This window comes from Herbiconiux dendrobii, assembly GCF_052048175.1.
In the GTDB taxonomy this organism is placed as follows: Bacteria; Actinomycetota; Actinomycetes; order Actinomycetales; family Microbacteriaceae; genus Herbiconiux.
The window spans coordinates 546,892-560,478 of sequence record NZ_JBLZQV010000002.1; the positions used below are offsets into that span (position 1 = coordinate 546,892).

The 13,587-nt window shown below is 72.3% G+C and carries 11 protein-coding genes; 5 read left to right on the top strand and 6 right to left on the bottom strand.

What is annotated here, in order from left to right:
• Positions 1–190 precede the first annotated feature (190 nt).
• The 6 genes from ACN4JJ_RS07515 to ACN4JJ_RS07540 all read right to left on the bottom strand — a co-directional run bounded on the left by ACN4JJ_RS07515 (position 191) and on the right by ACN4JJ_RS07540 (position 9,606).
• Positions 191–2,152, bottom strand: a complete 1,962-nt coding sequence (locus tag ACN4JJ_RS07515; RefSeq protein ID WP_440709286.1) for a cell wall-binding repeat-containing protein — start codon at positions 2,150–2,152, stop codon at positions 191–193.
• 88 nt (positions 2,153–2,240) lie between these two features.
• Positions 2,241–3,311 (bottom strand): ATP-dependent DNA ligase, encoded by a 1,071-nt coding sequence (locus ACN4JJ_RS07520; protein WP_440709287.1) that lies wholly within the window; start codon positions 3,309–3,311, stop codon positions 2,241–2,243.
• A gap of 18 nt (positions 3,312–3,329) precedes the next feature.
• Positions 3,330–4,721: a DUF2252 domain-containing protein gene (locus ACN4JJ_RS07525; RefSeq protein ID WP_440709288.1), complete on the bottom strand. Its 1,392-nt coding sequence runs from the start codon at positions 4,719–4,721 to the stop codon at positions 3,330–3,332.
• A 203-nt stretch (positions 4,722–4,924) separates the two neighbouring features.
• On the bottom strand, positions 4,925–7,105 hold the full coding sequence (locus ACN4JJ_RS07530) for a beta strand repeat-containing protein (RefSeq protein ID WP_440709289.1): 2,181 nt from the start codon (positions 7,103–7,105) through the stop codon (positions 4,925–4,927).
• 97 nt (positions 7,106–7,202) lie between these two features.
• Positions 7,203–8,474: a hypothetical protein gene (locus ACN4JJ_RS07535; protein WP_440709290.1), complete on the bottom strand. Its 1,272-nt coding sequence runs from the start codon at positions 8,472–8,474 to the stop codon at positions 7,203–7,205.
• Positions 8,475–8,613: 139 nt separating this feature from the next.
• Entirely contained in the window at positions 8,614–9,606 is a 993-nt protein-coding gene (locus ACN4JJ_RS07540) for a sigma-70 family RNA polymerase sigma factor (RefSeq protein ID WP_440709291.1), read from the bottom strand.
• 216 nt (positions 9,607–9,822) lie between these two features.
• On the opposite strand from ACN4JJ_RS07540, the gene ACN4JJ_RS07545 reads away from it, so the two are divergent.
• The 5 genes from ACN4JJ_RS07545 (at position 9,823) to crcB (ending at position 13,586) form a co-directional block, all read left to right on the top strand.
• Complete coding sequence (locus ACN4JJ_RS07545; protein ID WP_440709292.1) at positions 9,823–10,671, top strand: hypothetical protein; 849 nt, start codon at positions 9,823–9,825, stop codon at positions 10,669–10,671.
• Between the two features lie 116 nt (positions 10,672–10,787).
• Positions 10,788–11,666 carry a YcnI family copper-binding membrane protein gene (locus ACN4JJ_RS07550; RefSeq protein WP_440709293.1) on the top strand — a complete coding sequence of 293 codons (879 nt, stop codon included), beginning with the start codon at positions 10,788–10,790 and terminating at the stop codon, positions 11,664–11,666.
• Positions 11,663–12,322, top strand: coding sequence for a copper resistance CopC family protein (locus ACN4JJ_RS07555; RefSeq protein WP_440709294.1), 660 nt, complete (start codon positions 11,663–11,665; stop codon positions 12,320–12,322). The genes ACN4JJ_RS07550 and ACN4JJ_RS07555 overlap by 4 nt, the downstream gene beginning before the upstream one ends.
• Before the next feature lie 305 nt (positions 12,323–12,627).
• Positions 12,628–13,212, top strand: coding sequence for a fluoride efflux transporter FluC (locus ACN4JJ_RS07560; protein ID WP_440709295.1), 585 nt, complete (start codon positions 12,628–12,630; stop codon positions 13,210–13,212).
• On the top strand, positions 13,209–13,586 hold the full coding sequence (gene crcB / locus ACN4JJ_RS07565; RefSeq protein ID WP_440709296.1) for a fluoride efflux transporter CrcB: 378 nt from the start codon (positions 13,209–13,211) through the stop codon (positions 13,584–13,586). The genes ACN4JJ_RS07560 and crcB overlap by 4 nt, the downstream gene beginning before the upstream one ends.
• The last annotated feature ends 1 nt before the right edge of the window (position 13,587 follow it).

The following is a 13,587-nucleotide window of genomic DNA, read 5'->3' on the forward strand; positions in this document are numbered from 1 at the left end:
GCGGATGGTGGCCGTGAGCGAACGAGATCACCGTCGGTCGTTGTGGCATGGCACCCTCTTTTCGTCGCGGGAGTCCTCATTGTCTCGTCGTCAAGGTCGGGGCCTGACCAGGTAATTTCTACTCAGATCGTGACGTCGCCGAGTCGGGGCGGTCGTACGGCGCCGCCGATGTGCGCGACACGCGCTGCTCTCACGCGCAGACGGTGAGATTCTCCACCGCCGTACTCAGGGTGGCCGGGCCACCGAGCAGCGTGACCTTCCCTACGGGCGGTGCCAGCACGCCGCCGGTCACCACTCGCGGGATGCAACCCGGCCGCGACAGGTAGAGCGGTGCGCGGGTGACACCGGCGGCCACCCCGCCGGCCAAGGCGTCGGCGAAGGCGGAGCCGCTGGCCACGAAAGCGGTCGAGGGGCGGGTGAAGACCTCGGCATTGATTGCGCTCGAGACCTCGTAGCGGTCGGCGCCGCCGATGCGCTCCACACCTCGGACGGCGCGGATCTGCCTCTCGATGGCGGCGCTCACCGAGTTCGGGCCCCCCGCGATCCGCACGGTCCCGCCGGCGCCGACGAAGCCGCGGATCACCTCCAGCTCGTGCGGGGAGAGAGTGGGTGCCGTTCCATTCACCAGCAGCACTCCGGTCGATGCGTAAGTCGCGGCCGGACCGCTGGAGAGCGCATCCGGGAAGTTCGCTCCGTTCGCGACATAGAGAACTCGAGCGGATGACGGAGCGTAGGAGCTCGACAGGAGGGCTTGCGAGACGGCATAGCGGTCTGCGCCGTCGATCCGCTGGATGCGGGCGCCCGGCGCGCTCGCGGCGATGGCCGCCTCGGTCGCCTTCGAGACCGAGGCCACTCCGCCCACGATGACCACCTGTCCCGGACCGAGGCGTTTCAACTCGCTCGCGACAGACGGCGGCAGGGTGTCGCGGGCGGTGAGCAGCAGCGGCGATTTCGCACGCGCGGCCAGTGGCCCGACGCTCAGGGCGTCGGCGAACCCCTCACCGCTGGCGATGAACACGGTGTCCGCACCGCCCGAGAACGACTTCGCCGACACGTTGGCGGAGACCTCGAACCGATCGGTGCCCCCGATGCGGTCGACCGACCGTTCCGCCTGCAGATCGAGGCGGATCAGCCGTTCACCGCTCGAATTCGTGCCCCACACATACCGGCCTCCCGAGATGGCGAACCCGGAGAAGCTCGGCGCGTCGGGCGAGTGGTACTCGGTGAGGGAGCCGTCTTTGAAGAACAGGAACGAGCCCGTGCCGGAATCCGTCGCCCAGACACCCCCTTGGTACGCCTCGATCGCCGACAGCGCGACGCGACCGCCCATCAACTCGACGACCGGCGTCACTCCCGGCTTCTGTTTGAAGTAGACGACGGAGGTGCTGGTCGACGCTATGCCCTCGACCAGCCCACCGGACGACGCGAGCAACTGGATGTCTTTCACGGTGCCCAGCGCCTCGATGCTTCCGAGCAGAGCGCCGTCGGTGCCGAGGACCCAGACGCGGGCGGCGCCGGGATCGGTGACCCAGACGGTGTGGTGACCACCATCCGGATCGGCGATCCCGTCGATCGCGCTCGGCGACACCGCTCCTGGGATGGGATAGTCGGTGATCGCCCCTGTGACCTGATCGATCCGGCCCAGCTTGTGAGCGTCCCGTTCCAGGAAGTACACGTATCCGCCACTGTCGTAGGCCGCGTCGGGGTAGCTGTTCGCCGTCGGCGCATCCCAGACCCGGGATTGACCCTCACGATCGATGTGCTGAACTTGGTTTGTTTCGGGCATCGTTGCCCAGACCCCGCCTTCGTCGTCGCTCACGAGCGCATTGGGTATCGCCGTGGAGAGGCCCGATCCAACGCCCGTGGGTTTCAGGTGGTAGATCGTCCCATCAGGACCTGTCGTGTCGCGCGAGGCGACCCAGATCGATTCGTCATCCCCGGCGACCACGTCGACCGGAACTCCGTTGACGTCCAGCTGCGTCAGGGCGAAACCGGGATCGATCACTGCGGTGCTGGCGGCGGCGGCCGAAGCTGCGGCGCCGGAGCCGACCACGCCGCCCAGAGCGAGCGCGAACACAACGGCGGATGCAGAAGCCGCACGCCGACGAAACCGGGATCGCGCGCGGCCGGTGAGCAGCGATTCTCGCTTCATGGGGCCTTCTTCCGGGGCAGGAGACTCCGATTGTCTCCTCCCCGCACTCAGCAGGCGCCTGGGTACTTTCTACTCAGCGACGCAACGCTCAGAGCAGCACGTCGCCGAGGTCGTAGGCGGCGGGGACGTCGAGCTGCTCGAAGGTGCAGGAGAGCGGGTCGCGGTCGGGGCGCCAGCGCTCGAACTGGGCCGTGTGGCGGAAGCGCGATCCCTCCATCTGGTCGTAGCGCACCTCGGCCACGCGCTCGGGCCGCAGCCGCACGAACGAGACGTCCTTCGACGACGAGAAGCGGTTGCGCTCGCCCTCGCCGCGCACGGCGTCGCCCGCGTCGTCGCGCTCCACCAGCGGCGCGAGCTCGTCGACCAGTTCTCGCCGGCGCACGTCGCTGAACGCCGAGATGCCGCCGACGCCGCGCAGCTCGGGTGCGGCATCCGCGTCGCCAGAGCCGTCGGAGTCGTAGAGCCCCACCAGCAGCGAGCCCACCCCGGTTCCGCTCTTGTGCACGCGGTAGCCGAGCAGCACCACGTCGGCCGTGCGGTGGTGCTTGATCTTGAACAGGGTGCGCTTGCCCGGCGCGTACGGCGCCGCGAGGGGCTTCGCCACGACCCCGTCGAGCCCCGCGCCCTCGAACTCGTCGAGCCAGCGCCGCGCCTGCCCGACGTCACGCGTGGTGCGGGTGATCTGCAGCGCTCCCCCCAGCCCTCCCGCGAACTCCTCGAGCGCGGCACGCCGCGCCTCGAACGGCTCGTCGAGCAGGTCGCGCTCACCCAAGCGCAGCAGGTCGAAGGCCACGAACAGCGCGGGTGTCTCCTCGGCCAGCTTCCGGATGCGCGAGTCGGCCGGGTGGATGCGCTGGGAGAGCGCCTCCCAGTCCAGCCGGCGGCGCCCGTCGATCTCCCGCGGCACCACGACCTCGCCGTCCAGCACGCAGGGGCCGGGGAGCAGGCCGGCCAGAGCATCCGTCAGCTCGGGGAAGTAGCGGGTGAGGGGTTTCGCGCCGCGACTGCCGATCTCGACCGTCTCGCCGTCGTACGACACGATGCCGCGGAAGCCGTCCCACTTGGGCTCGTACAGCAGTCCACCCTCGACCTTCCCGGGGTCGGGCACGGCGTCGAGCGCCTTGGCGAGCATCGGGGCGGGCAGGTCGGGGTGCGTCATGACTCGATCATCCTCCGGCTATGCGGTCGCCGCGCCCCCCGGGCTCGCTCGGAGGGCCTCGAAATCGGCCAGCGACTGCTCGGCGTAGGCGAACGACCAGTCCACAACGGCCTCGTCGAACTCGCTCGAGCGGCCGAGGTAGCCGCTGATCGCGGGTGCCTCGAAGCTCTGCGCGTGCGCCCGGGCGAGGACCGTGCCGCAGGCCGATCCGTAGCTCGCGAACGCCGTGAAGGAGAGCGCCGCCGTCTCGATCGAGCCCTTCATGTCGCGGAACTGACGCACGTAGAAGTCACGGCCGCCGAACTGCAGGTGCCCGAGGAAGGGGTCGGAGACGGCCTGCAGGATGCGCTGCTTGTCGACCACGCGCTGCCCCTCCGAGACGTACGGCCGGGCCGCCGAGGGTGTGCTGCCGGCCCCCATCGGCACCACGCCGCCGAACGTCTCGTACACGGAGGGCTGCGCCTCCTTCACCTGCAGCACCAGTGGCTCGCCCGAGGGTCCGGTGAGGATGAGGATGTAGCAGCGTGTGCCGACGCTGCCTACCCCGACCACGCGCATGGCCACGTCGGTGAGGGTGAAGTGCGAGAGCAGCTCCGCGATGTCGGCGGGAACCGTGCCGCGGTAGAGCTCGAACAGCTCCTCGATCTCGTCTTCCTGCGAGGTGGCGAGGTGGGTGAGCACCGGCGGATCCTCGACGATCAGCAGCGTGCCGTCGGCGGCCCGGGTGCTGACCTTCTCGACGAACGCCGCGGAGGTGCGCCGGCGGGCCTGACGCACCGCCTTGTCGAGCACTTTCTGGGCGGCACTGCCGAGCTCGGCGCGGGGGGCATCCGTGTCGATGCGCGCGAAGTAGCGGCCGAGGGCGTCGAGCCGCATCATCTCGCGCAGGCCCTCGCGGTAGGCGGCAGCGGTCGTCAGGGCCAGAGAACGGATGCGCGGCTCGTCGAATCCCGCCTCGCGCGCGCCGATCACCACGCTCGTCACGAGCCGCTTCACGTCCCACTCCCAGGGGCCGGTGGCGGCCTCGTCGAAGTCGTTGAGGTCGAACACGAGCGTGCGCTGGGGCGAGGCGAACAGGCCGAAGTTCGAGAGGTGGGCGTCGCCGCAGCCGACCACCTGGAGGCCCGTCACCGGTTCGCGCTCGAGATCGGCGGCCATGATGCCGGCGGTGCCGCGGTAGAAGGTGAAGGGGGTGGCGAGCATCCGCTCGGTGCGCAGGGGCACGAGGTGGGGGAGGCGGGTCTCGTTCTGCGCCTCGAGGACGGCGAGTGGATCGCGCGGCCCGCCGCTGCGCTCGCGGTGGGCGGTGCGCGGCAGCTCGCGGCGCAGGGCCTTGCCGGCACGGCGGGACTCGTCGAGCGTGGGATGCGGCGCGCGGCTGTGCTGCAGGCGGCTGAGGTGGGTGGGCACGGCACCACGCTAGTGCCCGGAAGCCTGCGCCCATCCGAATTCGGCGGGCGCCGCTGCGGCTGCGGCTGCGGCGCGGGTGGAACGGGCGCGGTGGGCAGTGCGCAGCGCGGGTGCGGCTCCGGGTGCCGCCGGGCAGGGGTGTGTGGGGCGCCGCACGGTGGCGGCGCCCCACGGATGTGGTCGTCAGGGACGACCGGCGCGGGTCACTCGGCGGAACGGTTCCGTCGGGCGATCAGCAGCATCAGTGTGCCGAGCATCAGCAGCAGGGCGAGACCGCCCAGCAGCAGTCCGGGGGTCGCGCCGGTGAGGGCGAGGCTTCCGGATCCGCCGACGGCTCCCGCCGCCTGCGAGTGCCCACCGAGACCGGCCGTCACCGAGGTGCCCGTGCCCGGGCCTGTGCCCGTCCCGGGCACCGCGGGGGTGCCGGGCGTGACCGGCGTTCCGGGGTCACCGGGGGTAGTCGGCGTGACGGGGTTCGTCGGCGAGGTGGGGTCGATCGGGTCCGTAGGATCGGTCGGATCGGTGGGGTCCGTGGGATCGGTGGGATCGGTCGGATCGGTGGGGTCCGTGGGATCGGTCGGATCCGTCGGAGTCACCGTGGAGCCGCCGGTCGTGCAGTCGCCGATCACGCAGACGGCGTTTCCGCCGACCGTCACGGGCAGCCCGATCACCGGGATGATCTGGTTGCCGCCGAGGATGCCGTCGTCGCCGCCGGTCACCGGATCGCCCGATCCGCCGCCCGTCGAGGTGGTCACCTCGGAGTCGGTGGTTTCGGTGTCGCCGACGACGGAGACGGCGTTGCCGCCGGCGGTGATGGGGAAGCCGATCACGGGGGTGATCTGGTGTCCGCCGCCGATGCCGTCGTCGCCGTTGGTGGTGGCGCCGTCACCGGTACCGCTGCCGCCGCCGGTGGCGGTGGTGACGTCGGAGGCGGTGGTTTCGACGGCGCCGATGACGGAGGCGGCGTTGCCGCCGGCGGTGAGGGGTATGCCGACCACGGGGGTGATCTGGTTTCCGCCGCCGATGCCGTCGTCGCCGCTGGTGGTGGCGCCGTCACCGGTGCCGCTGCCGCCGCCGGTGGCGGTGGTGACGTCGGAGTCGGTGGTTTCGGCGTCGCCGATGACGGCGATGGCGTTGCCTCCGACGGTGGTGGGGAGGCCGATCACGGGGGTAATCTGGTTTCCGCCGCCGATGCCGCCGTCGCCGTTGGTGGTGGCGCCGCCGCCGGTGCCGTTGCCGCCGTCGGTGGTGGTGGTGCCCTCGGAGTCGGTGGTTTCGGTGGCGCCAACGACGGGGGCGGCGTTGTCGCCGGCGGGGATTGGGGTGCCGATCACGGGGGTGATCTGGTGTCCGCCGCCGATGCCGTCGTCGCCGTTGGTGGTGGCGCCGTCGCCGGTGCCGCTGCCGCCGTCGGTGGTGGTGGTGACCTCGGAGTCGGTGGTTTCGGCGTCGCCGATGACGGAGATGGCGTTGCCTCCGACGGTGATGGGGAGGCCGATCACGGGGGTGATCTGGTTTCCGCCGCCGATGCCGTCGTCGCCGCTGGTAGCGACGCCGCCCACACTGCCGCCACCACAGTACACGTTAGTAGTGACCTCGGAGTCGGTGGTTTCGGCGTCGCCGACGACGGAGATGGCGTTGCCGCCGGCGGTGATGGGGAGGCCGATCACGGGGGTGATCTGGTTTCCGCCGAGGATGCCGTCGTCGCCGCTGGTGGCGCCGGGGGCGGCATCGGTCGCGGCACCGGTGGCGCCGGTGGTGCCGGTGGCGGGGGCGCCCGAGGTCACCTCTGACCCGCTGGAGTCGGCGTCGCCGATCACGGCGATGCCGTTGCCGCCGATGGTGATCGGGGCGGCCACGTCGATCGGCAGCTGGTTGCCGCCGGCGATGCTGTCGTCGCCCGAGGTGACGGGAGAGGACGGGGCCGTCGAGCCCTGGTCGGCATCGGCCGATCCGGAGCCCTCCGAGCCGTCGGATGCCCCGATCGAGGAGTCGCTCGACGAGGAGTCGCCGACCACCGAGACGGCGTTGCCGCCGATCGTGATCGGCACATCCACGTCGATCACGGCCTGGCCGCCGCCGAGCAGCGAGTCGTCGCCACCCGTCGACAGCTCGACCGGAGCCGGGGCCGGGGCAGGGGCCGGTGCGGGCTCCTCCGACGGGGCGGCATCGTTCTCGGCCCCCGACGACACCGCGTCGCCGACGACGGCGATCGCGTTGCCCGACACGTCGATTGGCAACTCCACCTGCACGATCGCCTGGTTGCCGGATGCCGCGCCGTCGTCGCCGCTGGTCTCGGCTGCCTGGGCGACACCGGCGCCGAGAACGCACAGGCCCCCGGTGATGAGGACTGTCCACAGTCCCCGTGACACATATCTGTTCATGATGATCTCTCCTGAGAGGTCTAGAGGGTGACCGCTCCGCGGATGCGCGGGGCGGGTGGATCCGTGGGCCCGGCCGGAACGGCGGGCGGGATCCCCTCTAGTCGGGAGAGGTGTCGGTGTCGAACACCGGTGACGAGGGCAGATCCTCGTCGGCCGGTGCACCGGTCGAGCCGATGGAGACGGCGGGCAGGATGCCGGCGCTCGTCGCGTTCGTGATGGCGGCCCCGGCCGAGCCGGAACCGCCGTTGCCGGCGCCCGAGCCGGCGCTGCCGGACGAGGTCGGGAGACCGCCGCCAGCGGGTCCCGCCGGGCCACCGGGGAAGGGGAAGGGAAGGGGGAGACCGCCGTCGGGCGCGCCGCTCCCGGAGCCGGCGCGTGCGGCCGATCCGGAACCGACTGCGTCGGCCCCGCTGTCAGCACCCGGAACGGCACGGTCCGGATCCACCCCCGCGGATCCGGCCGTGCCGCCTGACGCCCCCCGGCTCATGGCTCCGGGAATCACGCCGGCACCGGGTGCGGCCGCGACCAGGGGGGAGGCCGGGTCGTCGGGGGATGCCGCTTCGGTGCCGGCGTGCCCGGGTGCGGTCCCGTCGACGGGACCGTCGGTTCCGGGGATCGCCGGGATCCCGGGAACGTTCGGATGCGTCCCGCCGACGGCTTCGCCGATCGACGTGACGGGGCCGGTGACCTGTTCGGCGACGGACTCGACGGCAGGGAGCACGATGGCGGCTGCACCGCCGATGGCCGAGTCGGCCAGGTCGGCGACCGGGGTGAGAACCGTGCCGACCGGGGAGGACCCGACCACTCCGGTCACCAGGGGGACCTCGGCGGCGATGCCACCCACGATCTCGTCCGCAGCTCCGGCCACCGGATCGACCAGCCCGGCCACGGGCTCGGCCTCCGCGAGGTCGCCCGCGGTCTCGACAGCGCTTCCGACCGCAGCATCCGTGGTCTCGGGAACGGCCTCGACGACCGCACCCACGGCATCCGTCACCGGCGCGGGCAGCGCCTCGGCCACGGGCTCGATCACATCGGCGACCGGCTCGGCCACCTGGCTGTCGACCGCGTCGGCGACCGGCTGCACCGCAGCATCCGAAACCCCGCTGACGACCTCGTCGAGCGTTCCGGTGACCGCGTCGAGCGCGGGGTCGAGCGACGGCACGGTCGAGCCGACCGCCCCGAGGAGCGAGGTCGAGCTGCCGTTGTCGGCCGAGGGTGCGTCCGCGGCGGATGCGGACGCGGACGGCGATCCGAAGACCGCCCCGAGCACGATCCAGCCGGCCGCGAGACCGACGGCGCCGAGGCCGATCCGGAGGGCGTGCGAGCGCGCGAGGAACCGCGTCGGCATCGCCTCGTCAGTCGTCTCCACGCTCGTCACCACCCTCCATCGGGAAGTCAGGTGATGCCGACTCTCGTCCTGTCCCGGGCAGAACACAACGAGGTGCCCCCCTTTATGGGGGACACCTCGGTAGTTTCCCGGTAGCCCGGGATGCGCAGGGCGCGGGCGCTTACGCGATCAGGTAGTCGTGCAGCGACTCGTCGCGCAGCATCCCGAGCGCACGGCGCTGGATCTGGCGGGCACGCTCACGCGAAACACCCAGCACGTCGCCGATCTGGTCGAACGACATGGGGTCTTCGCCGTCGAGACCGAAGCGCATGCACACCACGCGCGCCTCGCGGGCGGGCAGGGTGGCGAGGGCCACGGCCAGGTCGTGGTGCTGCAGCGACGAGGCGGCAGCGTCGAAGGGGTTGGGCTGCGTCGAGTCCTCGATCAGGTCGCCGAGCTCGGCGTCGTCGTCACCGACGGGGGTGTGGATCGACACCGTGTCGCGACCGTGGCGGATGAGCTCCTGCACCTTCTGCACGGGCAGGTCGACGGCCGAGGCCACCTCGTCCATGGAGGGTTCGCGGCCCAGCTCGATCATCAGCCGGCGCTGCATGCGGGTGATCGCCGAGATCTTCTCGGAGGTGTGCACGGGGATGCGGATGATGCGGCCGCTGTCGGCCAGCGCACGGTTGATCGACTGCTTGATCCACCACGACCCGTAGGTCGAGAACTTGAAGCCGGCCTGGTAGTCGAACTTCTCGACGGCCCGCACGAGGCCGATGTTGCCCTCCTGGATCAGGTCGAGGAAGGGCAGGCCGCGCTCGAGGTAGCGCTTGGCGATCGACACCACGAGGCGGAGGTTGGCCTGGATGAGCTGACGCTTGGCGGCCTGACCGTCGCGGTTCAGCCATTCCAGCTCGCGGCGGAGGGTGGCATCCAGGGCCGGGGACTCGGCGAGCTTCGCACCGGCGAGCACGCCGACCTCGATGCGGCGGCCGAGGTCGACCTCGTCTTCGGCGGAGAGGAGGGCGGTGCGGCCGATCTGGCGGAGGTAGTCCTTGACCGGATCCTCCGAGGCGCCGCGGATCTCGCTGAAGCGGTCCTGCGGTTCGCTCTCGTCGATCTCCGTGGAAACCGTGGCGGTGGCCGTTGTTGCTGCTGCTGATCGTGACATCTTCATCTCCGTTACTACATCGACTTCGTCTATCCCGGTTCCGGCAGGCTATCCCCCGAATGTGTGTCCCCCATAATGGGGTGAGTGGGGGTTGACAACCCCTGCCGGATGGTGCGAGTTCCGCTTTCAGGTGGCTCACAGGGACCGGAATCCCGCTTAAGCTGGACTCGTCTGCAGCAGTTCGGAGCGGACTCCGGGATCGACGGGAAGGCGCACATGGGCACGAGGTGGACGCGTGTCGCCCGCGGCCTCGCCGCCGCCGCGATCGCCACCTTCGTCGCCGCCTTCTCGCACGCCGCCGCCGGGGGAGGGGCGCCGGGAGGCGCGGGTCTCGCGCTGGCCGTCGCCTTCGCCGTGATGGTGTGCGTGCTGTTCACCCGGCGTTCGCCGTCGTTGCCGCTGCTGTCGGCATCCGTGGTGCTCAGCCAGCTGGCGTTCCACCTGCTCTTCGCCGTGGGGGCGGGGGCGGATGCGGTGGCCGGTTCCGCGCTGGGATCGACCCTCGGGCAGACGGGCCACGCGGGTCACGGGGGCCACGCGGGTCATGGGGCGGAAGCCGGGCAGGCGGCTCTCGGAGCTCATGCGTCTTTCCCGTCTCCCGGGTCGGGCCTGCTCTCCACCGGCGCGCCGTCGTCGGGGCTGCTGTCGACGGGCACCGCTCCGGATGCCGTGGCCGGCTCGGGCGCGCACCTGCACGACTCCGGGTGGATGTGGCTCGCCCACGCGGTGGCCGCGGTCGCCACCATCCTGCTGCTGCGGCGCGGTGAGCACGTGCTCCGCCGTCTCGTCGAGCTCGGCCGCATCCGGGGTTCCGAGGTGGCCGCGCAGATCGACCTCCGTGTGACCTCGGCGCTGCGTGCGCTCGCACTGGTAACCACGGCGCTCTCCCGGGCCGCGGCCGAGACCGCCGCCGCGAAAGCGCTCGCACTTCGGGCGCGGATGCTGCGCCGGGGCGCGGCTGCGGGGGCGGCATCCGATCGCCTGCGCGATCTGGGAGTGGTGTTCGCGGCGCTCAGGCATCGCGGGCCGCCGCGGGGGCTGCCCGCCGCGTACCTCTTGGCCTGACCGGTTCGATGCCGGCCGGGTGTCGGTGCGCGGTGTCCGCCCGCTGGCGCGGCCCTTCCCCGGGCTGACGTGGCGGGACGGAACGACCTCTTCGTACCGACCAGGAAAGCCCCATCATGACCTCTCGTTCTTTCGCGCGCGCCACAACCATCGGTGCCGCCTCCCTCGTCGTCGCCGGCGCGGTGCTGTTCGCCGCCCCGCTGGCCGCGAGCGCGCACGTGCACGTCGAGCCCGGCTCGGCCGAGCCCGGCAGCTACAGCGTGCTCACCTTCCGGGTGCCCAACGAGTCCGCGAGCGCCGTCACCACCTCGGTGACCGTGCAGCTCCCCGCGGACACCCCGTTCTCCAGCGTCTCGTACGAGCCCGTTCCCGGCTGGACCGCCCAGGTGGTGACGGGGGCGCTGCCCTCGCCCGTGGTCGTCGGCGACGCCACGCTCACCGAGGCCCCGCTCACGGTGGTGTGGACCGCCGACGCCGGCTCCGGGATCGCCGCCGGGCAGTTCCAGGAGTTCCCGATCGTGGCAGGGCCCGTGCCGGCGACCGGCAGCATCGAGCTGCCGACCAGCCAGGGGTACTCCGACGGCACCGTCGTCGACTGGGACGAGTCGACCCCGGCCTCGGGCGAGGAGCCGGAGCACCCGGCGCCGACGCTGTACGTGCAGGATGCGGCGCCGGGCGACGAGCACGGGGGATCGGGGGCGGATGCCGGCGTGAGCGCGACACCCGCCGCGGGTTCTTCTGACGGATCGGCGTCGGCTGCGGCGTCGGGCGACACCGCCTCGGCGGGGCTCGGCTTCGGGATCGGCGGGTTCGCCCTCGGCGCGATCGCGCTCGTGGTGGCCGTGGTGGCGCTGTTCCGCCGCCCGTCGGCTGCGGTGACGGGCGCGGGTGCGGGTGCGGGTGCGGCGGCGGGGTCGGGATCGGGCCCGGCTGCGGGATCGGGTTCTGCGACGGGATCCGCTTCGGCGGACGAGACCTCCGGCGGTGCCGCGTGAGGCGGCGGCTGGCGGCCGGCCTCGCGGGCCTGCTGGTGACCGCGGGAGCGGCCACGGCGCTGGTTCTCGGAACCGCGGGGGCGGCATCCGCTCACGACTTCCTGGTCTCCACCGACCCGGCGGCCGACTCGACCGTGAGCGAGCCGCTCAGCACGGTCTCGCTCGTCTTCAACGAGCCGCCGCTGGCGGAGCTCGGCGCGGGCATCGCGATCGAGGTGCGGGATGCGGGCGGCACGAACGTGGCGTCCGGAGCGGTCTCGATCGTGAACAGCACGTTGAGCATCGCAGTGGCGCCCTCCAGCCAGGGCGCCTACACCGTGCTCTGGCAGACGGTCTCCTCCGACGGCCACGCGGTCTCGGGCGAGTACGCGTTCACCTACGCGGGCCCGGTGGCGCAGGCGACGGCAGCGCCCGGCTCGCCGGAACCCACGACGCCGACGGGGGCTCCGGATGACACGACCGCGGTGGCCACGGAGCCGCCGGCCGCGACATCCACCCCGCCGGCCACACCCACCCCGGCAGCGACGGATGCCTCCGCCGAGTCATCGGCCGCCCCGTCCCCCGCGATCTTCGTGGGGATCGCGGCGGCCGCGGTGGTGGTGATCGCCGCGGTGGTGCTGGGCGTGGTGCTCAGCCGCCGACGCCGCTCGGCCTAGCCCCCGGAGGTCGCCGCCCTGCGACCTCGAACCCGAACCCGAACGGATGGAGCCCACGCCCTGAGAAGGACTCAGGCTCCATCCGTTCGGAGTGGGTTCGGGAGCGCGGGCGACGAGCAGCAGGTCCGGGGGATTCGGCGGCGGGGGCGCGGTGAACGGGCGGGCGGGGCGCGCGGGCGTATTCTGGGGGTGGCGGCCTCGGGCGCCACGGTGGTGGGGCTCACCGTTCTCCAACCTCGGCGTGCCGACGACAGTCCCTATCTCGAACGATCGGCGCCGCCGTGCGCCCGGGATAGGAGTCCACCGTGACGCAGAACACACCGAACCAGAGCGCCGCCCCCGTGCGCGCGGCGCATCTGCGGCCGGGGCCGATCGCGCTGGTGGCCGCCGGGGGAGTGATCGGCACCGCCGCCCGTGCCGCCATCGCGCTCGCCGTGAGTCCGATCGGGCAGTTCCCGGTGGCGATCTTCGGCATCAACGTGGTGGGCGCGTTCGTGCTCGGGGTGCTGCTCCAGGCGCTCGCGCTGCGCGGCCCCGACACCGGCGTGCGGCACACCCTCCGCCTCTTCGTCGGCACAGGCGTGCTCGGCGGCTTCACCACTTACAGCGCGCTCTCCGCCGACAGCGCCGAGCTGCTCACCGACGGCGGGCTCGGTCTCGCGCTGGTCTACGGCGTGGCGACCGTCGTGGTCGGCGCCCTCGCGAGCGCCGCCGGCATCCTGCTCGGAGCCCGCCTCGGCCGCCCCGCATCCGCGTCGGCCCTCCCCATCGACCCCGATGCCGATCCCGGCGCGGCCCCGGGCGTCGTCGGCCCTGCCCCCGACCAAGGCCCCGGCCACGCCGCCGGCCCCGGCGCGGCCCCGGGCACCGGACCGGAGGGCGGCCGATGACCCCGCTCGTGTTCGTCGCGCTCGCCCTCGCCGGCGGGCTCGGGGCCGCGGCCCGCTTCGTGATCGACGGCCTCGTGCGCACGCGCATCCGCTCGAGCTACCCGGTCGGCATCACGGTGATCAACGTCTCCGGATCGCTTCTGCTCGGCCTGCTCACGGGCCTCGCGCTCTCGCACGTAGTGTCGGAGCAGTGGCTGCTCATCCTCGGCACCGGCTTCCTCGGCGGCTACACGACCTTCAGCACGGCGAGCTTCGAGACCGTGCGCCTGCTGCAGACCGGTCGCGCGGCCGCCGCGTTCCTCAACGGTTTCGGGATGCTCGTGGCCTCGGTCGCGGCCGCCGCGCTCGGCCTGTGGCTCGGCTCGCTGGCCTGAC